The sequence below is a fragment of the Bacteroides ilei genome (assembly GCF_900128495.1).
Lineage (GTDB): Bacteria > Bacteroidota > Bacteroidia > Bacteroidales > Bacteroidaceae > Phocaeicola > Phocaeicola ilei.
Genome location: NZ_LT635803.1, coordinates 1 through 23635 on the forward strand (window position 1 = coordinate 1; position 23635 = coordinate 23635).

Consider the following 23635-nt stretch of genomic DNA (forward strand, 5'->3'; position numbering starts at 1 on the left):
GACTATGGCACGAAGGTTCCACCTCTTCCCATTCCGAACAGAGAAGTTAAGCTTCGTCACGCCGATGGTACTGCGTAAAAGTGGGAGAGTAGGTAGTCGCCGTCTTATCAAGGCCCCGAGGTCAGTCCGACTTCGGGGCTTTTTTTATGCCCGATATTCTGGGAAATCCGATGGGATTGTTAACTTTGCAATAGACATTAATTTATTTTTTATGGTCAAGATCCGCTGTGTGGTTGAACGTGTCACTTACCAGAATCCGGAAAACGGGTATTCTGTTCTGAAAGTCAACGTAAAGGGATATAAAGATTTGGTTACGTTGGTCGGGAATCTTCTGGATATACCGGTAGGAAGTGTGCTGCTTTGCGAAGGTAACTGGAAGGTCGACAAGAAATACGGTAGTCAGTTTGTTGCCGAGGCCTGGGAAGAAGTGCTTCCTGCTACCCTTTACGGAATTGAAAAGTATTTGGGTAGCGGGCTGGTGAAAGGGATCGGACCGGCTTATGCGAAGCTGATAGTCGGCAAGTTCGGCTTGGATACGGTTGATGTCATTGAAACCGATATAGAAAGGCTGTATGAGGTACCCGGGATAGGGAAAAAACGGGTAGAAAAGATACGTGAAAGCTGGGAGAAACAGAAAGAAATAAAGAATGTCATGTTGTTTCTGCAGGGATATGGAATAAGTACTGCCTTTGCTGCAAAGATTTTCCGTCAATATGGTAAGGATAGTATTGATAAAGTCAAGGAGAATCCATTTCGTCTGGCCGATGATATCTGGGGAATCGGATTCAAGACAGCCGATACCATAGCCGGTAAGATGGGATATGAAAAGAATGATATCCGTCGATGCCGGAGCGGGATTCTTTATACGTTGAACCGGCTTGCCGATGAAGGGCATGTCTATGCTGTGAGAGAGCAGTTGGTGCAGACTGCAGGTGAATTGTTGGGGGCCGATGAAGAATACATCTGCCGGGCTTTGGACGATATGATTGGGGGTAAGGATGTCATTCTGGATGAAGATGCCATTTATCTGCCTCCTTTCTATTATTCCGAATGTGGCACGGCAGCCCGTCTGCTTGCTTTATCGGATACGTCTGGAAATACATTGTTCCAGATCCGTACCGATCTTTCTGAAATTTCACGGAAAACAGGGGTAGAATATGATGATATACAGGCCGCTGCCATCAAAAAGGCCGCAACCTCGAAAGTAATGGTGCTTACAGGTGGTCCGGGTACAGGAAAGACTACTACAACGCAAGGGATCATTGCAGCCTTGCAGACAGCGGGCCTGCGTATCTTGCTTGCTGCTCCTACCGGTAGGGCGGCCAAACGGATGAGTGAGGCTACCGGGATGGAAGCGAAGACGATACATCGGTTGCTTGAGTTTAATCCGTCCGACGGTTATAAGCGTAATGAAGAGAATCCTCTGGATGGCGATGTGTTGATAATAGACGAATGTTCCATGATTGATATCATTTTGATGTATAACCTGCTTAAGGCGGTCCCCGACCGTATGCGTCTGGTATTGGTGGGGGATGTAGACCAGCTTCCGAGTGTGGGAGCCGGGAATGTGTTACGTGATATCATTGAATCGGAAAGGATTCCGGTTGTGAAGCTTACGCGGATTTTCCGTCAGGCGCAGTCCAGCCGTATTGTCATGAGTGCACATGCCGTCAATCGGGGACTCTATCCCGATACCAGTAACGGAAAAGGCACAGACTTTTTTTTCATGAAGCAAGAAGATCCTGTGATGGTGGCAGACACTATCGTTGACCTGGTCAGAAACCGGCTGCCGAAAGCTTATCGGATAGATGCGGGGAAAATTCAGGTACTTACACCTATGCAACGGGGAGTTGTAGGGGCTACCGGTCTTAATATCGCTTTGCAGGATGCCGTGAATCCGGGTAAGGCCGGACTGAACAGAGGTGGTTTCTTTTTCCGCGAGGGCGACCGGGTTATGCAGATCCGGAATAATTATGACAAGGATGTGTTTAACGGAGATCTGGGTTATGTTAGCAAGGTAGACCTGGAAGACCGTATGTTACTGGCCGATTTTGACGGGAAGTCAGTGGAATATGATGTGTCTGAACTCGATGAGTTGTCGCTTGCATATGCTACAACTATTCATAAGTCGCAGGGGTCGGAATATCCGGTTGTAATCATACCTGTACTGATGACCCATTATGTGATGCTCCAGCGCAACCTTATTTATACAGGAATTACACGTGCCAAGAAGATCTGTATCCTTATCGGTTCTCCGAAAGCGTTGGCTTATGCCATCCGTAACATGACGGTACTGAAGCGGAATACTCGTCTGAAGGAACGTCTGAATATAAATTGAATACTATGTTAGCATACACTTACATTGAGAAAGGAAATTTCCGTTTGGTAGAAAAACCGGAACCGGGACTGCTGGATTCCCGCGACGCCATTGTGCGGGTTACACTTGGAAGTATCTGTACCAGTGACCTGCATATCAAGCATGGGAGTGTACCTCGTGCTGTTCCAGGCATTACAGTCGGACATGAAATGGTGGGAATCGTGGAGCAGGTAGGTACAGAAGTCAGAAATGTAAAACCGGGCGACCGGGTTACAGTGAATGTAGAGACCTTTTGTGGAGAATGTTTTTTCTGCCGTCACGGTTATGTCAACAATTGTACGGACAAGAATGGCGGATGGGCCTTGGGTTGTCGTATTGACGGTGGTCAGGCCGAGTATGTACGGGTGCCGTATGCTGACTGCGGGCTGAATCCTATCCCAGACAATGTAACCGACGAACAGGCGCTGTTTGTAGGAGATATTCTGGCTACGGGTTTCTGGGCAGCGCGTATTTCGGAAATCACTCCCGATGATACAGTATTGATTATCGGTGCGGGGCCTACCGGTATCTGTACGCTGCTTTGTGTTATGTTGAAGCATCCGAAGCAGATTATCGTATGCGAGAAATCGGTGGAACGACGGAATTTCGTACATGAACATTACCCCGACGTTTACGTGACAGAACCGGAGAACTGTAAAAGGACAGTTCTGGAGTACAGTGAACATGGTGGGGCCGATGTTGTGCTTGAGGTGGCCGGTACGGAAGAGACATTCCGTATGGCATGGGACTGTGCCCGTCCGAATGCAGTAGTTACCATAGTGGCTCTGTACGACCGTCCTCAGATTCTTCCTCTACCCGATATGTACGGTAAGAATCTGACTTTCAAGACAGGGGGAGTGGACGGATGTGACTGCGCGGAAATTCTACGTCTGATATCTGAAGGTAAGATCGATACTACCCCGCTGATTACTCATCGTTTCCCTTTGGATGAGATAGAAGAGGCGTACCGTATTTTCGAGAACCGTATGGATGGAGTGATCAAGATTGCCATCGAAGGGAAAAAATGAAGTTCATCATGTTAAATAAAGACATCACTAAATAAAAACAGAAGAATATGAGAAAAAATTTTGGAGTCAAGACCTGGTTATATCCGATGCCGGTATTTATTGTTGCTGCTTATGATGAAAACGGAAATCCTAATGTCATGAATGCAGCCTGGGGAGGTGTATACACCGACGATATGGTAGGAATTTGTCTGGCTGAGGGACATAAAACTACCCGGAATATCCTTGCAACCGGGGCGTTTACAGTAAGCATGGGTACGGCTGATACTGTTGTAGCCTGTGATTATGTAGGTATAGTATCTGGCAATAAGGAAGCGGACAAATTCTCGAAAGCCGGATTTCATGCTGTCAGATCGGAGTTTGTCAATGCTCCGGTGATTGAAGAACTTCCTATGACCCTTGAATGTGAACTTGTTTCATATGATAAGGAGACTAACCATATGGTAGGACGTATAGTCAATGTTTCTGCGTCTGAAGACATTCTGGATGAAGACGGAAAAATCTGTCCTTCCAAACTCAGACCCATTACGTTTGATCCGGTAAATCACGAATACCTGGTTGTAGGGGAGAAGGTGGGCAATGCGTTTTCGGACGGTAAGGTATTGAAATGATCTTATCTTATCGGCAGGGAAAGACATACCTGAATTTTCAAGACTGAATTTCAGGTATGTCTTTGTTTTTTATCTCCTCAAAATATGTTATTGGATATATTTTGAATAAAATTTCAGTCTGAAAGTTGGATATTATCGGAAACGTTTTTACATTTGCCCCTGTCGAATATGACAAAAATGGTTTTATGAGTTCAAATTGGAGAACAGACGTAATGAAATGTATGATGTGATGTATCCTGGCGTATAGGGTATGTTGCATGCATTTGTACGTGTGTTCTTTGTTTGTTGGACACCCGTCCGGCGGTTCATCATAACGTGTGTGTGGTGAATTGATGGGGCCGGAGTATAATAGCTTGGCAAGTTCTTGTCGGGCTAGTTTTGTTTTTTCAATTTTTATTTTGTCTGATATTAAAACTCATGAAACTATGAAAAATGATTATGAAAATTTACTGGGTGATTGGATAGAATCATCCTTATCTGATAATTCTGGAAATGTTCGGGGAGAAGTTACCGGATCCCTGAAATTCAGAGAATATGCCTCGAACGGTATTGTCTATCATGTACCTGTGGGTGTCCGTAACCCTCAATATTATTTTATTTCATTAAAGCTTTCTTATAACTGGAATGAGATTGAATCTGATTCGGAAGGGAATGTATTGGTTGAACCGGAATCGGCCGACTGCTATACCCTTGAACTGGAATTTGACAGTCTTTATCAGAAAAATCCGCATCGGAAGAACCGGAAGGTAGTGACGGCGCTTTACAGGGAAGGATGCAAAGAACCGGTCTCGGTCGTTACAATGGATTGTGACACGTGCCGGTGCGTTCTGTGGAATGACGGGTATCTGCCCTTGGATCCGGGGAACTATTTTCTTCTGATATCGAATGCCGAAGTGATTGATGAAGGGGATACCCGTTTCGATACCATCGGTAACTGCCACCGTTTCTTTTTCTGTATCCTACCTCATGGGAGCAGGCTGGAACATCCGGAGTTGAAGTCTGTATCCTTTTCATCCGACAGGCTGCTGACCGTACAGATGGACCGGCCGGTAAGTGCCGGGAGAGACTGTTTCGGAGTGTGTGTCTATAACGGGACAGGAAGGGTAATGGTTGCCCAGCGATGCGTTCCGTATGAATCCGACAGTCTGGATGAGATAAAGATGAGGATAGATTCAGGGGAATGGTGGCTGGACGGAAGCTATACTTTTGTGTTGTTACATAATGATGAGCCTTTCGCTTCGTTTGGTTTCGGGTGGAAGCACGGTGAAGTGACGGATGGCATTGCGTGTAAGGTATTGGAACGTAACACTCGTCTTTATATGATGGTCCAAAGGACCTTGTCGGATCCTTATTGGGACAAGCTGGCTGGAACAGGAGGATATTCGGCCATAGCAGCCGGCATATTGGATATGTTCTGTCGGAACAAACAGGAACGTTCACCTCATTGTGCAATCGGTACCGGATTGCCTTATCTGTATGAGCGGATATGGCCGGTTGTGTCTGTACTGACATCCGGAGCTCCTTTCGACAGTTGTCATTGCGGTACTTTGCTGTATGGCGTAGAAGAAGGGGACGGATATCTGGATTGCATTGAAGAGCAGACAGTCTGCCTGCATCATTTGTCGTTCCTTTTTACTCCTGAAGGAGCCGGTCTGCTTTCTGAAGTGGAAAGGAAGTTGCAGGAGGATTCCGGTTTCCGTCTGGTGTTATACGGAACTTCCGAGGAACTGGACCGGCTGTTCATGCAGTCGTCTGTACTGGCGGCCTACATACCGGTGGAAAACCGGTGGAAGATACAGCCTTACACCTGGCAGGAACAGGTGTATGAATTCAAGAGGCAGATAGAGGATGTAGATCTGGTATTTTCGGATCATGCACGGGAGACTTTACTTTCCTTACTTACCGGAAAAAGGGAAGAAATAAAGACCTGGGGAAATCTGGAAATCGCCGCTTGGATAGAAAACATTGTCATACCCGGTTTCCGCAGGCGGGTCTTGTATTCACGGTATTGGGCTGCAAGTCAGTCTTTCTTTACAACTTTAGAGGGAGAAGATATCCGGCTGGATATAACGGATCTTGATGCCGGTGCGTTCACTTCCAGCCTGACAGAGCTGAATGCCATGGTAGGACTCACAGAACTGAAGAAGAGCCTCGTCACTGTTTTTAACCGTACCCGTTTTGAGGAAAGGCGTAGGTTGCTGGGACTTCCGGTTCAGGAGAAGGGGGGATATCATATGATATTTACCGGTAATCCGGGAACAGGAAAGACTACGGTAGCCAAACTGATAGGACGTGTATTTCATTCTATGGGGCTGCTTTCCAAAGGGGAGGTGATAGAGGCCGAACGTTCCAGTATGATAGGGCGTTATATAGGTGATACCGAACTGAAAATGAAAGAATTGCTGGAGAGGGCAGAAGGGAATGTCCTTTTCATTGATGAAGCCTATAGTTTATGCGACAACAACGAAGGCGACCGTAAGGATTACGGATGCCGTGTGCTGGAGTGCCTGCTGACTGTGCTTACGAAGAAGAATCCGGATATGATTGTCATCATGGCAGGATATGAAAAGGAGATGGACCGGATGCTGGAATTGAATCCGGGTATGAAGGGACGTTTCCCGTATAGATTCCGTTTTGATGACTATAATGCGGATGAGTTATACCGTATTGCCTGTAGTCTGTTGGCACGTGCCGATTATGTGTTGTCGCCGGAGGCAGATGACTTACTGCGGTCTACCATACAGGATGCAGTGGTCCATAAGGATGAATTTTTTCATAATGCACGGTGGGTGGAGCAGTATGTACTGGATGGAGTAATCTCTGCCATGTCGGACCGTGTGATGTCTTTACCTTTCAGGGTAGAAAACCGGGAACTGTACCAGACTATTGAAGCGCAGGATGTAAGGGAATCTTACCTGAAAATGCGGCCACAGTCGGTCCCGGTCATGACTTCAAGGAAACGGATCGGGTTTGTAGCCTGAACATACGGATTTCTGTCCAGTACCAAGGAACCTGTTTTTCTGATAAATTAGGTTCCTTTTTCTTTTTTATGTGGCTTTTGATGCTATATTTGCGGAATATGAAGAACGAGAAGAATGAAACATTATTGGTTATTATTGTCGGTATCGGGCTTATGTGCCTGTACCGGAACAGGAAAGAAGAATCTGGCTGGAGATGTGCATAAAACAGACTCTGTACAATTGGAGCAGAAGATGCCGTTGCAGCCGGCCTTTGAGGGATTTGAGTGGACGGAACTTTCAGGATCGGGCCTCCGGCTCATGGCTCAACGGAGTGAGGAGATCCGGTTGTTGGTGGATCCTTCCTTACCGGGTATTGTTATGGTCAGGAAAGGAGATGCGGTACCGCATAGGGTAATACAGGTTTTCTCTTTGAAGAATCAGGATATTAATGATGTAATCGGTTTGCTCGAAGATTCCGGAGGATGGGATAAAAATCAGACCTGCAGGTTCAGGGAAGTAGAATCGGGACGTACCGGTGTGCGTCGGTACATGCTGGTTCCCGACGGCGAGTATGCTAAAAAGATTGATAGTCTGATGCGGAGGGGACCCGTATCGGAGACTTGTAACGGTTGGGGATCCGGTAATGTCGGAAGCAGGTATTTTGAAGTCTATGACAGTCATCCGGATAAGGCTGTCTTTGTAGAGATAGGTAAGGAATCTCCATTGTTTGATGCAGGGAGCATTACACTTACGGATAAATCGGATAACGGTACTCCCTTATCGTCCGACATACTTTACACGTTGCATGGCGTTTTACGTATCGGGCATGAATTCTTTTCTTTTGTGCCGGAAGGAAGTGATGAGGAGTTCTGGATTATAGACAAGACCGGATTGTTGGACAGTCAGTACGACAGACTTACCCGAGGTATGAAGAACGGTAAGCCGGTTGATGCAACTCTCCGAGTGGAATATAACGGTAAATGGGATGAAGGTTTTGCCGCAGAGTATGCCGGTGTCTATTTTGTGAGAGAGGTGCTTGGATTGGAAAGCTGTCATTGAGCCGATGGGTAGGTAGAAAATACAATAATTCTTTGTCGTTTTGCAATAAGAGTTGCTTTTATTTGCTGATTGTATACTTTGAATATAGTTAGGCTAAATAAAAGCAACTCTTTGATTTTCTTAGAAATAAACTTTACCACTACAGCAGGTACAGGTTCCGAAACAGACAATTCGGGTGTCATTACTAACTGTTTCCCGTTCTCTCTATTGTCGATCCGAAACTGATGGCAAGTGTACCATCCACCTTCACGGCGTATCAAGGTTTCGATGCCCTGTTCCATAGTACGGAAGGTTACATTGCTAAAGGTGCAAACCTGATGAGCGACATGTATGCCCTGACAGCTATCGAAAACCTGGCGGAATACCTGCCGCGTGCCGTGAAAGACGGTAAGGATATGGAAGCCCGCACCCATGTGGCCTGGGGAAATACTCTCTCTGGCGTAGTTATGTGTCTTACGCTCATTACCAGCGAACACGCCCTGGAACATGCGCTTTCCGCCTATCACCCGGCATTACCTCACGGGGCAGGTCTGATTATGATCAGTAAGGCATACTACAAATACTTCATTGATCACCATGCTTGTGACGACCGTTTCGTCCGCATGGCACAGGCAATGGGAATGCCCGAAGCTACGAAGCCTGAAGATTTTCTTAACGCCCTCACCCGTCTGCAGGAAGCTTGCGGTGTAGCCGATCTCAAGATGTCTGATTATGGTATTACTCCGAACGAGTTTGAGACACTGATGCGCAACACCCGAGAGGTGATGGGTGTGATGTTTACCAGTGACCGTGTACAGATGACGGATGCAGACATTGTGAACGTCTATAGGGAATCCTATAAATAGCAGGTTCTTTATCAGAAAATTTTAAGGACAGTATTTATCGGTTATGAGGGTACTGTCCTTTTTTGTAGGTTCATTTTCAGTGAATTTGGTATAAAAACAGGGAATATATCTACCCGGCATCGATTTGTATTGTTGTATTTTTACAACATTGAAAGAATCAATAAAAAGTAGAAAAGAATATGAAAAAGTTATTTTTAATTCCATTGATGCTGTTGACGGCACTTATAATGACAACAGCGTGCAGCGAAGAAGAACCATTGCCTGACGGACAGGAACAGACAACTCCTGAAGGAAACGGGAATGATGGAGAAGACGGAAATGAAGGAGAGATAGAAGGAGGTAATGTGGATGGAGCAAACGGCAACTACCTTATTCTCTACTGCTCTCGTACAGGCAATACGGAACGGATGGCACGGACTATTCAATCTATATTGGATTGCGATATGATAGCGGTAGAGCCAGAAACGCCTTACGAAGAAGACTACAATACGATGCTCGACCGTGCGCAGGCGGAATTGGATGCCATCGCACAAGGTAATTATCCGGCCATTACTACATCTGTAGAAAGTTTTGACGATTATGACATCGTATTTATCGGCTATCCGATATGGTTCGGACATATGGCTACCCCGATGCAGACATTCTTGCACAATCATTCCGATTTATTGGCCGGGAAACATATAGCTCTTTTTGCCAGTAGCGGAAGCAGTGGTATAGGTACTTCTGAGAGAGATGCTGCTTCGCTTGTTTCCGATATCATATTTGAAGAATCTTTGTTGCTTACATCCAGTTCTTTAGGGAGTATGGATACCCGCATATCGGCATGGTTGGAAGAGTTGGGATTAAATTAATAAAATAAGATTGATATGAATATGATGAAACTATCAATTGTAGTTGCTTTTATTTCCATGTCAGAGCACTCTGAAAGTACCCATGTGGTTTGGCTGGATAAAGTGAGCGATGAAGAATACAACCGTTGATATAAGAGATTTTTTGATACAAAATAATAATATGGAAGATATTTTCAAGAAAGACTTGTCGGGAGAAATGGTTTCTCCCAGCGAACCGGGATATGACAAATTAATCGATGCAATCTGGGATACCATGAAGTTGGCGAACGAGTTGAACACCGGCTGGCATACGCCCGAAGCAGTACGTGATTACCTCTCTCGAATTACAGGCCGTAAGATTGATCCGTCGGTCACGCTGTTACCTCCGTTTTATGTAGATTACGGAAAGAACATCCGCATAGGGAAAGGTTGCTGGATACAGCAGGGATGCACTTTCTTTGACCGGGGTGGCATCACGTTGGGTAATGATGTGTTCATCGCCCCGAAAGTGAATCTTATCACTATCAATCATGACCCCAATCCTGACAATCGCAGTGCAACTTACGGACGCCCCATTGTTATTGAAGACAAAGTATGGGTAGGCATCAATTCTACCATCCTGCCCGGTGTGACTATTGGTTATGGTGCCATTGTCGGGGCAAATAGTGTAGTGACACACGATGTCCCGCCTATGACGGTAGTAGGTGGCAATCCTGCGAAAGTAATCAAGGAAATAAAACGCTAAGAAGAAAGGATATGGAAGACAACAAACAAAGAAATATCAGTTGCAGGGGATTTCTGAAGGCGGTGACATTGATTGGGGCTGCCTTTTTGAGGTTTCGGTATTAGGCTTGGGGGTAATTCGACCGTAACTGAGAAAAATAGACAGATATGAATAAATTTCTTTTTACAGGAGTATTATGTGTGACATTTGCCACGGCATCTGCACAGACGGTGGATGTCCATACCCACATCATCATTCCTGAATACATGGAAGTACTGAAGGCTCATGGGGCGGAATTGGAAGAGACGTTTCCGCTGCCTGAGTGGAATGTACAGCGTCACATTGCTTTCATGGACAATGCCGGTATCCGTACTGCTGTGCTGACTATGCCTGCCCCACAACCGTATTATGACGATGTAGAGGAAAGTGCTGAATGTATCCGCAGAGTGAACGAGGTTTCTGCTGAAATAAAACAGCGATACCCGAAAAGGTTCAAGTTCTGTGCCGCATTGCCGTTGCCCGATGTGGATGCCGCCATACGGGAAGCAGTGTATGCACTTGACACACTAGGAGCGGATGGCGTGAAACTGGCAACGAATAGTCGTGGACAGTATTTGGGAGATGAAGCATTAGATCCGCTGATGGAGGTCCTGAACGAACGTCACGCTGTCATTATCATCCATCCGCACCGCCCTACACCTTATCCGGAGAAAATCATAACCACTGTACCGCTGGCGATGTACGAATATCCGGCGGAGACTACCCGTGCCGTGGTGAATATGTTGGCGCGAAATGTATTGGTGCGTTATCCAAATCTGAAAGTGGTCGTACCTCATTGCGGGGCGTTCCTTCCGTTGGCTTTACCTCGCATGAAATCCATTCTCCCGGCCATGGTCGGTCAGGGTTATATGCAGCCGATAGATTGGGATGGTAACCTCTCACACCTCTACTTCGATCTGGCGGGTAGTCCGACCATAGAAGTCTTGCGTTCGTTGCTCACTATTACCACGCCTGATCACATTTTTTACGGTTCAGACTATCCTTATCTGCCAGACGCCGTACTCAAAGCCAACCTGCAAAGGCTGAAACAGACACTCGCTTCGGACGATGAACTTGCCGGATATGCCGACCTGATTCTGTGGAAGAATGCAGAAAGCCTGTTTGTCAAGAATGTAGTTTCTGGCAGTATTCCGACGGAGTAATACCCTCCTGTTTCTTGAACATGCGGCTGAAGTGTTGAGGATATTCAAAGCCGAGCCTGTCAGATACCTGTGATACGTTTTCTCCGGTAGCCAGCCCGTTTTTGGCAAGCTGGATGACGAACCGACGGATGTGATTGCTGGCCGTGTCGCCAGTGGTCTTCTTGATGACATCGCCGAAATAATTGGGTGACAGGCACAACTTGTCAGCACAATATTGTACGGTAGGTAGGCCGAGAGTAAGCTGTAGCTTGTCTTCAAAATAATCATGAAGCAGATGGTTGAAGCGGACGAGAATGTCAGAGTTCTCAATCTTACGGGTCAAGAACTGACGATTGTAAAACCGTTGGCAGAAGTTGAGCATCAGTTCGATGTAACCTACAAGAATGGCATTCTGGAGTTCGTCCGTTTTCTTGCATAGTTCGTCTTGTATCTGGCACATGAGAGAGACAAGCATGTCATGCTCTTCATCCGTCATGTGCAGGGCTTCATTGACACGGTAGTCGAAAAAGGAATACTCTCTGATGCGTCTTTCAAGAGGAAAGCCGTGTAGCAGGTCTGGGTGGAAAAGTAAGGCCCAACCTGTAATTGATACACGTTCGCCGTTGTCTTCCTTGCCTCCTACCTGTCCGGGAGCTACGCACAGCAGCGTGCCCTTGTTGTAGTCATACTTACCACATCCATAATCCAAGTCTACATCCGCATCGTCTCTGAGAAATAGTCCGTATACGTTATAATTGTTCAGGCTGTGACGTATGGGGGACACCTTGGCGTAGTCTACTATGCAGACCAACGGATGTCTCACTTCGCATCCAAGATAACTTCCGTAGTCATTTACATTCTTTACTTTTAATATTTTGCTCATATTTTTCTCATTCATATCCGTACAAAAATAAATTGTTTAATTGATAATATTTTACTTAGATTGTAAATTCTGTAAAAATGGTACAGTTTACCAACTTATGGTTACAGAATCCTTGCATTATCCTATGTAATTTTGTATCAGATAAAAATAGAAATTAGGATGAAACAGCAGACAGATTTTTCTGAATTGTTGTGTGGGGATGAGGCCGTGTGTTTCATAGCAGAGCGTCATCATGTCACACCACAACAACTTTTACATAGTTTCCTTTTCGGCGAAGTTTCCGCCGAAGTTGATGTTCCGGCGGAAACGGCCATATCTTTAGAGCCAAATGAAATAGAAATCCTGAAAGGATTGTCCAAAGCAATTACTTGCAGTGGCCGTAGATACGGGAGTGAACAGAAAAGTAAATGGGCTGCTCGTAGCTCACGTAGAAATTATCGTGCACAATCAGATTATGCTGGAACGGGTCGATTATATGGGTCGCACAGGTGAAGCCGGAACACCTGTCATTGACGAAACCATCGGCAAATGTACCAGTTCCGGTAGAGAATACAGAAAGGAGGAGCTACAATGAAAACAAGAACATTAGGAAAAGGCGGACTGCAAGTATCTGCAGTAGGGTTGGGCTGTATGGGCTTTACGCAAAGCTATCCGCCCTATCCCGACCGTAAGGATGCGATAGAAACAATACGCAAGGCAGTGGATTTGGGCGTAACTTTTTTTGATACAGCTGAAGTGTATAGCTATGGTAAGAATGAGGACATTGTAGGGGAGGCATTGCAGCCCGTTCGCAACAAGGTCATCATCGCTACCAAGTTTGGTTATGACCTGTCCGAGACACCGGATTTGAATACATCTGCACGTCCCATTAGTCTGTCCAGTCGCCCCGAAACTATCCGCAAAGCTGTGGAAGGTTCTTTGCGCCGCTTGCGCACGGATCATATTGATCTTTATTACCAGCATCGGGTTGATCCGAATGTGCCTATCGAAACGGTAGCTGAAACTGTAGGTGAACTGATAAAAGAAGGTAAGGTTTTGTATTGGGGATTGTCGGAAGCCGCTTCCTCTACGGTACGCCGTGCCCATGCCGTCTGTCCGCTGACTGCCGTGCAGAGCGAGTATTCCCTATGGTATAGGAAACCTGAAGTGGAATTGTTGCCTACGTTGGAAGAACTTGGTATCGGTTTCGTACCGTTCAGTCCGCTGGGTAAAGCTATGCTGACCGGGCGTTTCAATAAGAATACTACGTTTGACAAGGCTGATTTCCGTTCCTCCATTCCTCGTTTTCAAGATGAGAATCTGAAACATAACATGGAATTGGTGGAATATATGGAAGATTTGGCGAAAATGAAAGAAACGACTCTTGCACGTATCGCCATTGGCTGGTTGTTGGCGCAGAAGCCATGGATAGTTCCTATTCCTGGAACGAAACGTATTGAACGTATACAGGAAAACATCGGTGGGGCAGAAATAGAGTTTACACCTGAAGAATTGGCAGACATCCGTCGGCATTTGGACAGCATAGAGATTGTCGGTGAACGTTATCCTGAAGATCAGGAGAAGATGACCGGACTTTAATCCTTAGTATGTACGGAACGGCGTGAATTTTTGAAGAAATACATCTGTTTCGACTGTGCTTTCAAGCAGGTAGAGCCGTGCCGAGCCTGCAATAGTTGTGGCATGAACGGACCTTGCATCTTTAACGATGACTTTCAGGAACTCCGGCCTCGCCTGATTGAGGCGGATATGGTGTATTTGCTACGCCGACACCTCCAAGAAAGAAGCAGAACCGATGTTGGTGCATTACCATATGCTGATGGATTATTTCGGATGGACAAGCGTGGGTGAAGTGGTGGCATCGGGAGTCTGGACGGCAGGCAGTGTCCAGCATACAGTCTATCCTCAGCAAGCCTATCAGTTAGGCAAGAGTCTATAACCTTTTGATTATTGAAATATGAGAAAAGTAATAAGTATAATTGCCCTCGTGTTGGCAGGTAGCCTGTCCATGATGGCACAGACAGTAAACAACAGTATGAATAGGGTAGAAGTATGCAAGCAGAATTATCACACGTTATTTGGCGGTGAAGCCTTGACCGGGCATGGTACTGATCCGGAAATGATGGACATTCTGCAGAAGTTTATCTTCGGTGAAGTGTTCCAAACGGGTAACCTTACCTTGAAACAACGCGAGATGATTACCTGTATCACCCTTGCTACCATGCAGACGCTCCCTCAGCTGAAGGCTCATGCGGGAGCGGCACTCAATGTGGGAGTAACCTCTGAAGAGCTGCGTGAAGTGATGTATCTCACTGCACCTTTCATAGGTTTTCCTAAAATGTTGAATGCCGTGGCCACGGTGAATGAAGTGTTTAAAGAGCGGGGTATCTCCCTGCCGTTGGAAAAGCAAGGTACGGTGACGGAGGAAACACGTCATGCAACAGGCAAAGCCATTCAGGACAAGCTTTATCCCGGTGGTATCGCTTCGGTGATGGAAGGATTGCCCAATGAAATGGGACGGAATGTGGCACAATTCCTTACGGATTATTTCTTTGGTGAGATATATAGCCGAGGCGCAATCGATTTACAGACACGAGAATTGCTTGGATACTGTGTGTTAGCTACCTTGGAAGCTGAAAGCCAGCTCCGTTCGCACTATCACGGAAATATCAATGTGGGCAATACGCCTGAAACATTGACTGCTGCTGTCATCCAGTGCTTACCTTATATCGGTTTTCCGGCTGCCATCAAAGCATTGCGCATTATTAAGGAAGAATATACCAAGCCGGTTTCTGCCGAAAATAACCTGGTGCGCCTGTCAAAGATTACCGTTGATCCGACCCGGTTGGATGCCTACAATGCTTTCCTGAAAGAGGAGATTGAAGCCTCGATGCGGTCGGAGTCGGGTGTATTGACACTCTATGCCACTGCTGAGAAGGAGATGCCCTATAAAATAACTATCCTTGAAATCTATGCCGACCGTGCTGCCTACGAGAGTCATCTGAAAACACCGCATTTCCAGAAGTATAAACAGGGTACACTTTCAATGGTGAAGGAATTGGAACTTGTGGACGTGAAGCCACTGATACCGGGATTGAAAATCAAATGACATGATTAGAATAATATATTTATGAACAAAATTATTATGACATTAGCGGCAGTAATGACCATGAGTCTTGCTGCCTGCGCACAAAACAAAGGAGAAAATCGTATGCAAAACGAACATAAATCATTGGTTGTATATTTTTCTGCTACCGGTACAACAGCCCGGGTAGCCAGGATGATAGCGGATGTTACTGACGGTGCCTTGTATGAAATTGTGCCACAGCAACCCTATACGTCCGATGACCTGGATTGGAACGACAGACAGTCGCGGAGTTCGGTGGAAATGAACAATCCTCAGGTACGTCCGGAAGTAAAGGAAACAAATATAGATGTCGGTGATTATGATGTGGTTTTCATTGGCTATCCTATCTGGTGGGATCGGGCTCCGCGAATAGTCAATACATTCATTGAGAGCCATGACCTGAAAAATAAAATGCTCATCCCTTTTGCTACATCTGGAGGAAGCGGAATAAATAATAGCGTAAAAGAATTAAAGAATACATATCCGAACTTGAAATGGCAGGACGGTAAATTGTTGAACGGTAGTAGCCGGAATAGTATCCAGAATTGGACTAACGACGTAATGGTAAGCATACTATTTCCCGCCACGACAATTTTATCGGCTGTTTTTCAGCCGATAAAATAAAAATGTCCGCGAGAAAATATTTTTGTTTTAACATTCCGGTTTATAAAAACATGGCAGAAGAGTCTTCTTGTCGCAGACCTTACCATGAAGAATACATTCAAACAAGTGCTTCAGGTAATCTTGAGGGTCTATATCGTTCAACTTACAGCTTTCTATCAGCGAGAAGATGAATGCCGAGTTTTCTGCCGCATCCTCACTGCCGATATTCATACAGTTTTTGAGCAGCAGCTTTACAGGTTTCATCCTTTGCTCACAGAGGTTGTTCGATATTTCCGCTGCACCGTCCTTGAGGATATTTTTCAGGGATTTCCACTGGTTTAACGTATAGTTCACAGCCTTTCTCATCAGTTCGTTTGCCATGAGTTTGGTATCCTGCATCATCATGACCACCTTATGATGGATACGTTCAAGAATCGGTCCTGTAAGTTTAAGTCTTTTTTCCTTAATCTGCTCACCGCTGAGTTTCATTGTGCGGAACAAGTCTTCATTTCTGAACATATCACCGATAGGGTCTATTATATCCATCGCAGTTCTGTCTGAAGGCAAGGCATCAACCCACAACCTCCTGCAGTGCGTCCAGCATCCTATGTGAAGCACCTTTGAGGCTTCTCCGTCAAACATCCTGTAAACCGTATATCCGTCAGTGGATATGGTTCCCATAAAATATTCCAGGAACGACTTTGCCGTATCGGAAGACCTGCTGCCGTTGTTATAGTGATAATAGACCATCTTTATATGCTTTGCAAAGAAAGCCCATAAGTACTTTCTCCTGTAAGCCTTACCTTCCGGTGTTTCAACTCCAACGAGTTCGGTAGTCTCATCAACCATAAGGTATTTTGCCCTCTGTACAAACTCCTTGAATGCATCTCCGATAAATTCCTTTAGTTTGGCGATTCCGTTATGGATATAGCTGTTCAGCGTGGTGTTGCTTATATGGATACCTTCTCTTGCAAGCAGCCTTATCTGTCTATTTTCAGGCATGCTGAAGTCATATTTCAGACAAAGCAGACGGGCAAGCAAATCAGGGGAGAAGATTCCTCCAAGGTTTTTCAAGGGATGCTCCATGGTGCTTGTGAAAGTGCCGTCTGCAAGCTTTACCCTTGCCACCTTGTACACATGCTCCACGTTATGAGCCCTTACATGTTCTACAACCCTGTATTCCCACACATCAGGCATACCGTTGCGGTTCATAAACCTTGCACCTTCAGGAAGCTGATAATAGTCTTCTATTTCATGAACAACTACCTTATCCACCTTCAGCCTGGTCTTTTCTGCACGGGGAGCTGTTTCCTTTTTCCTTGAAGGCCTGCAGTTCTGTGCAGGTACGTTACCGGAAGAGGTATTGCTGCCAGTACCGTTACCATCTGCCTTATTATTATCATCTTTCTTATCAGAGCCGTCATACTCGGACTTCTCCATCGCAGACTTGTCAATGTTACGGTTGTTCAGCAGCCTTCTTTGCTCGGAGGTACGGCCGAAACGATGTTTCCTGCTATCCTCAAGCTGAAGCCTGAGATTGGATATCTCATTTGCCAGCATCATGTTCACCTCGTCTTTTGCCTCAAGCTGCTTTCTCATAAGTTCTATTTCTTTCCTGTAATGTTCAACCGTGGTTGATTGCTTTTCGAGGGAATCTTTGAGATCATTGATTGTATCAATCAGAGCCTTTGAGTTCTCCCTGTTGGATTTTTCAATAGACTCAAGCCTCGCAATCAGTTCTTTATTCTGTTTGCGGAGCCCTGCCTTTTCTTCATTCGCCAGACCCAGCTGGCAGCAAAGTAACTCGTATGCTCTTTCATCAATCATGATATAAAGGTACGAAAAATCAAGCAGTTACGCAAACTTTTTATCAATTATTTTTGCATTATTTTATTGATAATCAATGCATTAATATTACTCTTTAGGACTGACATACATCTTGTCGACTACAATACTCTCCGTAAGATAGGCCATGTCCGACCATTGTATCCGGTAGCATTTGGAGACCTCATCAAACACCGGTTTCTTGAATCTCCCCATGATAGGACGTTTCTCGTAAAGCACATAAAAACCACGTTCGTAATGAAGTATCTTCACGACCTTGCGGTTACGGGACATGAACATATATACATTGGATGCATCACTCGGGTCAAGTGACATATCTTCCCTTATACTCTCACACAGACGGAAGATTCCTTTCCGCAAATCCACATTACCGTTGAACAGGTAATAGTTCAGGTTAGCACTCAGTCCAAGCATATCATCCTATCATTTTATTAAGCAACAGACTCAAATCAAGAACTGTGGTGTTTCTCAGAAACAGTGTCGCTCCGGATGTCAATTGCAGTTTTACCCACTTAATCGGAGATTCACCTTCAGGCTGTTTCACTTCCAACTTTACAGTTGGACTGTTGCAAGGCTTGCCGGTTATCTGGACTTTGGCAACCTTAGGTTGTTCTACATGAACAGTCTTGCCTAACTTCTCGCTCCACAGTTGATGACGCTGCCAGTTCATGAACTTGTCGTAGTTTACTCCATAATCAGCACAGAACTCCCGAAGATCCTTGGTCTCGCTGCATAACTGATAGAGGTCATATACCTCCTGATAGTTTACTTTTTCTTTCGCCATAATCATTGTTGTTATTTGGTTATGGCGCAAAGGTAGGTTTGTGAATAATGTGCGTCAAGGCGGAAAATAGTATGGTTACGACGTAATGAAGCAATTATAAAATATAAGAATGACGTTTGGAATAGGGACTCAAGAGATAATCTTTATTGTATTGATTGTCTTGCTGCTTTTCAGTGGCAGGGTACTGTTCTTGGGGCATTGCTCGGTTCATTATAAACGGGAGCATTGTTCGGCCGTTGAAATGAGACGATTCAGTTCCAATAGTTTTTCTATCAGCGGTGCGTAATATTTCTGAACTTCCTCTGCCGTGGGTGTATGACCTCCGGGAAAATGGAAGGCATGTGTGTAGTGTTCCAGAAAAAGAGGCTCGTAATGGGCCAGATGGTCGTTCTCTCCAAAGATCCCCCATATCAGCTCACGACACTCAGGTCGGCAATATTCCCATTGACGCTTCTGTATTTCGGTGAATTCGTCAATCAGAGCTTGGTCTATGACAAGAGTCTGGTTCCCATCGGCCCTAAGCGACTTATATTCGTGGGTACCGACGCGTTCGTTTAGGAATCGGGTCATTTCGAAATATGGGTTTCCCAACAGGGCCGGCAGCCTGTTTTGGCATGCTATCATCTGTGCCAGAAAAGAGCCGTTACTGTTGCCTACCAGTATATCCGGCTTTTCCTGTTTGCATAGCGTATCGATAAATGCCAGTGCTTCATGCGGATGTAATGGCAGGTCTGGGGTAAGGACATGTGCTTTACCTTCGAAATATTTTTTCAATGCCTGGGCGGGAATACAGGCGCCCGAAGCAAAGAAACCATGGAGGAAGAGAATTTTCGGTGTCATGTTTGAGAACTTAAGGAATCAGCAGCCGCTTCCGTCAATGTTACATGTACTGCCTTCAGAAAGAGGTCGTGAACGTAATCCGGCATCTTCGGGTGTAAGTGTTACTGTACCGTCTTCCAGTACGAAACAGGGGATGCCTATTGCTCCGTATTTTTTTGCTTCATCAAAGACTGGGTTGCGGTCACGAAGTTTCAGGAAGGTCTTGAGATTTCTTACATGCTGTCCGATATCAATGATTTCATAACGGCTGTTTCCTTTTACCTGATCTTCGACGTAAGTACAGTCGGGGCAGGTATTCATTCCATAAATCTTAATCATACTCTTTTTGTGGTTGGTTAATATGCGAAGTTACTAAAAAATATACTAAAAACAGAAATTGTGGTAGATAGAAAAAATGATAGCATTTCCATTAATCACTCAATCTGTCGGTACGTACGTATACGCTATATGATTCGTCTGTGATGGCAAATAAGGGTCTCAGTTGATAGGTCGTACCGTAATCGTCGAGTGAAAAGACAAGATTTTGTACATCGGTTACTTTCAGGCCTGAGGCTATATCGGAAGATGAACTTTTCAGCCAGATTTCGTCGGGCGACTGGAATGCTAGCAGCATGGGGCCGTAGAAAATGGCTATTGTCTGTTCGTCATCGGGCATATGTTCGATACGGAAGCTGAAGTCAAAACAGATTTCAATGCGGTCGCTGTCATTCCATTGACGGTTGAGGGTGAAAAATGAGCCACCTTCACCTGTTCCTACCTGTTTGCCGTTGATAAAAATGCCTGCCTGTTTGCTCCAGGAAGGGATGAACAGATGGACTGGTAGTGTATGGGGTGTCTGCATGGATAGCGTGATACCTATATGGTGGTCACGGACCAGATCTCCGGTTTGTGTCAATGTGATATGCCGGTCTTTCCAGTCAAGCACGGTCGGTATATATTGGTTGATCCAGAGTTCATTTCCTTGGTGAAAGTAAATATTGTTGTTCAGTAATGAGAAGGCTTCGATGCTGGATCCGTTGCAGCATTTGAAATCGGTCTGCCCGTCAAGGTATTTTTTTTGTCGTGGAGAGCCTAAAGGCAAATGGTAGACACAGTCTCCGGTTTCATGGTTCTGGAGAGCCATTACGGCATTATAGAAAGTATTCATGTAGACGTCGGCATATTTGGGAGCACAGGTCCAGGTAAACAGATGTGCTGTCAGTTTCTGGGTGTTGTGTGAGACACAGCTTTCGGCTATTTCACGAGTGAGTGTATTGCCCAAATGCCCCGGAATACTCCAATGTTCGGATGTAAGTGAGGTTGGAGTGGTGGCATTGGGCCGGGGGCCGCTACTTGAGCCGTTTACATAAGTGTGGGCAGACTGAAGCATGTTCCAGAAATTGGATACAGCATCATAGTACAACGGGTTACCAGTTTGGTCATAACCTTCTGCAAAACCGTTTACCAGTACGAGGTGAGTATTGGAGTGCAGACCGGAGAGGATATCTTTATTGGCTGCGAGAGGCTGGAGAAACCAGTTACGGTCAAAAATCCGGGCGAGTTGCAGATGTTTCTTGTCGTGTGAAATGCCATATAGTTCGTAGAGAACTTCGTTCATGGCTCCCGCTTCGTTGGCCGGATTGGCCTGAGGGGTATATAGCATTTTTGAAATGGTGGATTCGTCGAGCCGGCTCATACGCCGGGCTACATAATCGGCCATCCCAAGCAATATGTTGTAGGCTTTCCGGTTTCCTGTATTGCGGTAGACGTCAAGCAATCCCTGCATGATCTTGTGATAAGTGTAATAAGGAGCCCAGACACCGCCAAAGACAGATTCGAGTGTATCGAAGTCAGTTTCGGGGAAAGCGGACAAGTATCCGTTACCTAATACCGACTGGCATTTGCCCAGTTCGTCTATCATATAATTGAGTCGCTTGGCTAAGACCGGGTCTCCATATTTCTTTACAATAGAAGAAGCAGCCGACAGATAGTGCCCGACAAAATGTCCGCGCAGTCCGATACCCGGTGACTCCCAACCGGTAAGTGGCGTAGCCGATGAAGGTAGTCCGGCATTGACCTTGAAATTGTGAAGCAGCCGGTCAGCATCAAGTGACTTCAGCCAATTGATGTTCAATGATTCACGTTGTTTCACCCAAGAAGGTTGTAAGACTACATCTTCAATAGGAAAAGGAACGGCATGGATCTTGCCGTCCTCTTCACTTTTTGCACTGTTGCCTGCTAACAGCCCTATTAGCAACAATGACAGAATTTTCTTATTTGGTCTCATTTCATATTCATACCGGGTTTGACACTAACTCCTTCGGTTGTCAGTCTAATAGGCTTTATGGTACCGTCAGGATTGAAGTAAAGATATTCTACACATACGTGACGGCGGCAATCACCACCAGGTGTACCGTCCAGCGGATAGGAACCGTCATGGTAGAAGAAATACCATTGTCCCTTGAATTCAACTACAGAAGGGTGGATGGTAAATCCATGATTGGCTGCTCCCGTTATGTATCCGCGGAAAGTCCAGGGACCTTCGGCATAGTTCCGGAAAGGAACTTTTTTGACAGGTCCGTCGAGTTCAATCATATTCTTTTTCAGTTTTACCATATAGCAGTCGCCATTACCCCATGCCATCCAGGGAGTTCCGTCATTATCAATGAATACTGTTGGGTCAATATCAGCGTTCGGACGGTGTGAATCGGGTGTCATGGCATCGGTAATTAAAGGAGTCCCGTCTTTTCGGGCTGGCTTGAATGGCCCTGTAGGTGAATCGCTTACAGCTACTGAAATCATGTGCTCACCATTGTCTTTCCGGTCTAGGGTAACGTAATAATAATATTTACCGTCCTTTTCAACCACTTGTGCGGCCCATGCTCCATAAGGACTTGCACCGGGAAAATCGGCTGCACGCAGCACTGTTCCGTGTGCTGTCCAGTTTTTCATGTCGGATGAAGAGTAACAAAGCCATTCGGGCATATTGAACCACCCGCCCACACCGGCTCTGTCGGCTCCTACGTAAGCATAGGCTTTATCGCCGATAACAGTAATTGCCGGATCGCCAGTAAACGAATCGCGGAACAAAGGATTTTGTCCAGGTTTGTAAGGTTTCTCTTCTCCACGGATGGAAACTTCATCGATGGCGCCGTCCAGGACAGCCAGGCTGTTAGGGAAACCACCCGGATAACCACGGCCGATGATCCACATACCGGCATTATGCCTTACAGCCAGTCCTTTGTATGTGAGGGCAGAGATATCGTACTTTTGTTCTCCCGAAGGTCGGACGCCAAATTCCAATATAGTTTCATTCTTTTCTTCATTGTACCGGGCACGTGCATAGGCATCGTACCAACGTCCGCCTTCTATCTTATTGCCTGTAGCGAGGCGTTGGGGAGTACCGTTGACATCGGCTACCTGGACAAAAAAACGTTGTTCCATCGGATCAAAACCGATGGATATGTCGGCGTAAATGGATCCTTTAACTCCTTCTTTGCATAAAAAGACCTGTTCGGTTCCCAAGTGATTGCACTTCATACTGAGACTGATTTCCCATGCCTGCTGTATGTCGTAGAATGGCAATGGGCGGTTGAACGGTACTACATATTCGTGCCTTTTCAGTAGCAGCGAGCGAGTGTTGGGATGTCCGTTTACAGAAGCTGCCGGTACGTCATCAGAAAAAAGATTGGTTGAAGGTGTGTAGTCATTACATTGGATCAAGTTTCCGTTTCCGCTTTCATCGTAGACATATGGCTGAGGTTCGGCCGGCTTCCCTTTATCCGATGTAAGCGGCTGTCCGATGATGGAAGCCGAAATTGAATCACCCGACAGATGTTGTATTTTCTCAAAACTCCAATAGGCCAATAGCTTGGTTGTATCTGTGGTGCCGGCATTTACAGACCCGGCAAAGAGGAATAACAATGAAATGTTACTTGCTAAAAATAATTTTCTGTTCATTACAGAGAGATTTTAAAGGAAAAAGG

22 protein-coding genes and 1 rRNA gene are annotated in these 23635 nt (G+C 45.6%); 15 read left to right on the top strand and 8 right to left on the bottom strand.

What is annotated here, in order from left to right:
- The 10 genes from rrf to BQ7489_RS16570 form a co-directional block, all read left to right on the top strand.
- Positions 1-105, top strand: a 5S ribosomal RNA gene (gene rrf, locus BQ7489_RS16525); the annotation flags it as partial.
- A 106-nt stretch (positions 106-211) separates the two neighbouring features.
- Positions 212-2338: an SF1B family DNA helicase RecD2 gene (gene recD2, locus BQ7489_RS16530; protein ID WP_072532273.1), complete on the top strand. Its 2127-nt coding sequence runs from the start codon at positions 212-214 to the stop codon at positions 2336-2338.
- 5 nt (positions 2339-2343) lie between these two features.
- Positions 2344-3384 (top strand): alcohol dehydrogenase, encoded by a 1041-nt coding sequence (locus BQ7489_RS16535; RefSeq protein ID WP_072532274.1) that lies wholly within the window; start codon positions 2344-2346, stop codon positions 3382-3384.
- Positions 3385-3431: 47 nt separating this feature from the next.
- Entirely contained in the window at positions 3432-3992 is a 561-nt protein-coding gene (locus tag BQ7489_RS16540) for a flavin reductase family protein (RefSeq protein WP_072532275.1), read from the top strand.
- Between the two features lie 425 nt (positions 3993-4417).
- Entirely contained in the window at positions 4418-6973 is a 2556-nt protein-coding gene (locus BQ7489_RS16545; protein WP_072532276.1) for an AAA family ATPase, read from the top strand.
- 114 nt (positions 6974-7087) lie between these two features.
- Complete coding sequence (locus BQ7489_RS16550) at positions 7088-8011, top strand: hypothetical protein (protein WP_072532277.1); 924 nt, start codon at positions 7088-7090, stop codon at positions 8009-8011.
- Between the two features lie 224 nt (positions 8012-8235).
- Entirely contained in the window at positions 8236-8856 is a 621-nt protein-coding gene (locus BQ7489_RS16555) for a dehydroquinate synthase/iron-containing alcohol dehydrogenase family protein (RefSeq protein WP_317042558.1), read from the top strand.
- 179 nt (positions 8857-9035) lie between these two features.
- A complete protein-coding gene (locus BQ7489_RS16560) occupies positions 9036-9707 on the top strand; it encodes a flavodoxin (protein ID WP_083580739.1) in 672 nt (223 codons plus the stop codon).
- A gap of 160 nt (positions 9708-9867) precedes the next feature.
- Positions 9868-10431 (top strand): DapH/DapD/GlmU-related protein, encoded by a 564-nt coding sequence (locus BQ7489_RS16565; RefSeq protein WP_072532346.1) that lies wholly within the window; start codon positions 9868-9870, stop codon positions 10429-10431.
- A 146-nt stretch (positions 10432-10577) separates the two neighbouring features.
- Entirely contained in the window at positions 10578-11612 is a 1035-nt protein-coding gene (locus BQ7489_RS16570; RefSeq protein ID WP_072532279.1) for an amidohydrolase family protein, read from the top strand.
- Here BQ7489_RS16570 and BQ7489_RS16575 read toward each other — a convergent pair.
- On the bottom strand, positions 11575-12474 hold the full coding sequence (locus BQ7489_RS16575) for a helix-turn-helix domain-containing protein (RefSeq protein WP_072532280.1): 900 nt from the start codon (positions 12472-12474) through the stop codon (positions 11575-11577). The two genes, BQ7489_RS16570 and BQ7489_RS16575, sit on opposite strands and share 38 nt — an antisense overlap.
- A 373-nt stretch (positions 12475-12847) precedes the next feature.
- On the opposite strand from BQ7489_RS16575, the gene BQ7489_RS16580 reads away from it, so the two are divergent.
- From BQ7489_RS16580 to BQ7489_RS16595, 5 genes are all read left to right on the top strand, one after another.
- A complete protein-coding gene (locus BQ7489_RS16580) occupies positions 12848-13048 on the top strand; it encodes a hypothetical protein (RefSeq protein ID WP_072532281.1) in 201 nt (66 codons plus the stop codon).
- On the top strand, positions 13045-14052 hold the full coding sequence (locus tag BQ7489_RS16585) for an aldo/keto reductase (protein WP_072532282.1): 1008 nt from the start codon (positions 13045-13047) through the stop codon (positions 14050-14052). The genes BQ7489_RS16580 and BQ7489_RS16585 overlap by 4 nt, the downstream gene beginning before the upstream one ends.
- Positions 14053-14209: 157 nt before the next feature.
- Positions 14210-14410: a hypothetical protein gene (locus tag BQ7489_RS17610; protein ID WP_162617835.1), complete on the top strand. Its 201-nt coding sequence runs from the start codon at positions 14210-14212 to the stop codon at positions 14408-14410.
- A gap of 18 nt (positions 14411-14428) precedes the next feature.
- Positions 14429-15580, top strand: a complete 1152-nt coding sequence (locus tag BQ7489_RS16590) for a carboxymuconolactone decarboxylase family protein (protein WP_072532283.1) — start codon at positions 14429-14431, stop codon at positions 15578-15580.
- A 21-nt stretch (positions 15581-15601) separates the two neighbouring features.
- Entirely contained in the window at positions 15602-16222 is a 621-nt protein-coding gene (locus BQ7489_RS16595; RefSeq protein WP_072532284.1) for a flavodoxin, read from the top strand.
- A 27-nt stretch (positions 16223-16249) separates the two neighbouring features.
- Here BQ7489_RS16595 and tnpC read toward each other — a convergent pair whose 3' ends face one another.
- From tnpC to BQ7489_RS17520, 7 genes are all read right to left on the bottom strand, one after another.
- Positions 16250-18028, bottom strand: a complete 1779-nt coding sequence (tnpC, locus tag BQ7489_RS16600; protein ID WP_072529584.1) for an IS66 family transposase — start codon at positions 18026-18028, stop codon at positions 16250-16252.
- An 87-nt stretch (positions 18029-18115) separates the two neighbouring features.
- Complete coding sequence (gene tnpB / locus BQ7489_RS16605) at positions 18116-18460, bottom strand: IS66 family insertion sequence element accessory protein TnpB (RefSeq protein ID WP_072529583.1); 345 nt, start codon at positions 18458-18460, stop codon at positions 18116-18118.
- A gap of 1 nt (position 18461) precedes the next feature.
- The gene (locus BQ7489_RS16610) at positions 18462-18830 is read right to left on the bottom strand and encodes a hypothetical protein (RefSeq protein ID WP_204352735.1); all 369 of its coding nucleotides are present in this window, start codon (positions 18828-18830) and stop codon (positions 18462-18464) included.
- A gap of 210 nt (positions 18831-19040) precedes the next feature.
- The gene (locus BQ7489_RS16615; protein WP_072532285.1) at positions 19041-19670 is read right to left on the bottom strand and encodes a YqiA/YcfP family alpha/beta fold hydrolase; all 630 of its coding nucleotides are present in this window, start codon (positions 19668-19670) and stop codon (positions 19041-19043) included.
- A gap of 18 nt (positions 19671-19688) precedes the next feature.
- Positions 19689-19988: a glutaredoxin-related protein gene (locus tag BQ7489_RS16620; RefSeq protein ID WP_072532286.1), complete on the bottom strand. Its 300-nt coding sequence runs from the start codon at positions 19986-19988 to the stop codon at positions 19689-19691.
- 91 nt (positions 19989-20079) lie between these two features.
- Entirely contained in the window at positions 20080-21936 is a 1857-nt protein-coding gene (locus tag BQ7489_RS16625) for a beta-L-arabinofuranosidase domain-containing protein (RefSeq protein WP_072532287.1), read from the bottom strand.
- Positions 21933-23609 carry a family 43 glycosylhydrolase gene (locus BQ7489_RS17520; protein WP_113745306.1) on the bottom strand — a complete coding sequence of 559 codons (1677 nt, stop codon included), beginning with the start codon at positions 23607-23609 and terminating at the stop codon, positions 21933-21935. The genes BQ7489_RS16625 and BQ7489_RS17520 overlap by 4 nt, the downstream gene beginning before the upstream one ends.
- Positions 23610-23635 lie beyond the last annotated feature (26 nt).

Excerpts from the sequence above, each read along its gene's own strand:
- recD2 (WP_072532273.1), top strand. The coding sequence starts at position 212 with ATGGTCAAGATCCGCTGTGTGGTTGAACGTGTCACTTACCAGAATCCG.
- BQ7489_RS16535 (WP_072532274.1), top strand. The coding sequence starts at position 2,344 with ATGTTAGCATACACTTACATTGAGAAAGGAAATTTCCGTTTGGTAGAA.
- BQ7489_RS16540 (WP_072532275.1), top strand. The coding sequence starts at position 3,432 with ATGAGAAAAAATTTTGGAGTCAAGACCTGGTTATATCCGATGCCGGTA.
- BQ7489_RS16545 (WP_072532276.1), top strand. The coding sequence starts at position 4,418 with ATGAAAAATGATTATGAAAATTTACTGGGTGATTGGATAGAATCATCC.
- BQ7489_RS16550 (WP_072532277.1), top strand. The coding sequence starts at position 7,088 with ATGAAACATTATTGGTTATTATTGTCGGTATCGGGCTTATGTGCCTGT.
- BQ7489_RS16555 (WP_317042558.1), top strand. The coding sequence starts at position 8,236 with ATGGCAAGTGTACCATCCACCTTCACGGCGTATCAAGGTTTCGATGCC.
- BQ7489_RS16560 (WP_083580739.1), top strand. The coding sequence starts at position 9,036 with ATGAAAAAGTTATTTTTAATTCCATTGATGCTGTTGACGGCACTTATA.
- BQ7489_RS16565 (WP_072532346.1), top strand. The coding sequence starts at position 9,868 with ATGGAAGATATTTTCAAGAAAGACTTGTCGGGAGAAATGGTTTCTCCC.
- BQ7489_RS16570 (WP_072532279.1), top strand. The coding sequence starts at position 10,578 with ATGAATAAATTTCTTTTTACAGGAGTATTATGTGTGACATTTGCCACG.
- BQ7489_RS16575 (WP_072532280.1), bottom strand. The coding sequence starts at position 12,474 with ATGAGCAAAATATTAAAAGTAAAGAATGTAAATGACTACGGAAGTTAT.
- BQ7489_RS16585 (WP_072532282.1), top strand. The coding sequence starts at position 13,045 with ATGAAAACAAGAACATTAGGAAAAGGCGGACTGCAAGTATCTGCAGTA.
- BQ7489_RS16590 (WP_072532283.1), top strand. The coding sequence starts at position 14,429 with ATGAGAAAAGTAATAAGTATAATTGCCCTCGTGTTGGCAGGTAGCCTG.
- BQ7489_RS16595 (WP_072532284.1), top strand. The coding sequence starts at position 15,602 with ATGAACAAAATTATTATGACATTAGCGGCAGTAATGACCATGAGTCTT.
- tnpC (WP_072529584.1), bottom strand. The coding sequence starts at position 18,028 with ATGATTGATGAAAGAGCATACGAGTTACTTTGCTGCCAGCTGGGTCTG.
- tnpB (WP_072529583.1), bottom strand. The coding sequence starts at position 18,460 with ATGCTTGGACTGAGTGCTAACCTGAACTATTACCTGTTCAACGGTAAT.
- BQ7489_RS16610 (WP_204352735.1), bottom strand. The coding sequence starts at position 18,830 with ATGGCGAAAGAAAAAGTAAACTATCAGGAGGTATATGACCTCTATCAG.
- BQ7489_RS16615 (WP_072532285.1), bottom strand. The coding sequence starts at position 19,670 with ATGACACCGAAAATTCTCTTCCTCCATGGTTTCTTTGCTTCGGGCGCC.
- BQ7489_RS16620 (WP_072532286.1), bottom strand. The coding sequence starts at position 19,988 with ATGATTAAGATTTATGGAATGAATACCTGCCCCGACTGTACTTACGTC.
- BQ7489_RS16625 (WP_072532287.1), bottom strand. The coding sequence starts at position 21,936 with ATGAGACCAAATAAGAAAATTCTGTCATTGTTGCTAATAGGGCTGTTA.
- BQ7489_RS17520 (WP_113745306.1), bottom strand. The coding sequence starts at position 23,609 with ATGAACAGAAAATTATTTTTAGCAAGTAACATTTCATTGTTATTCCTC.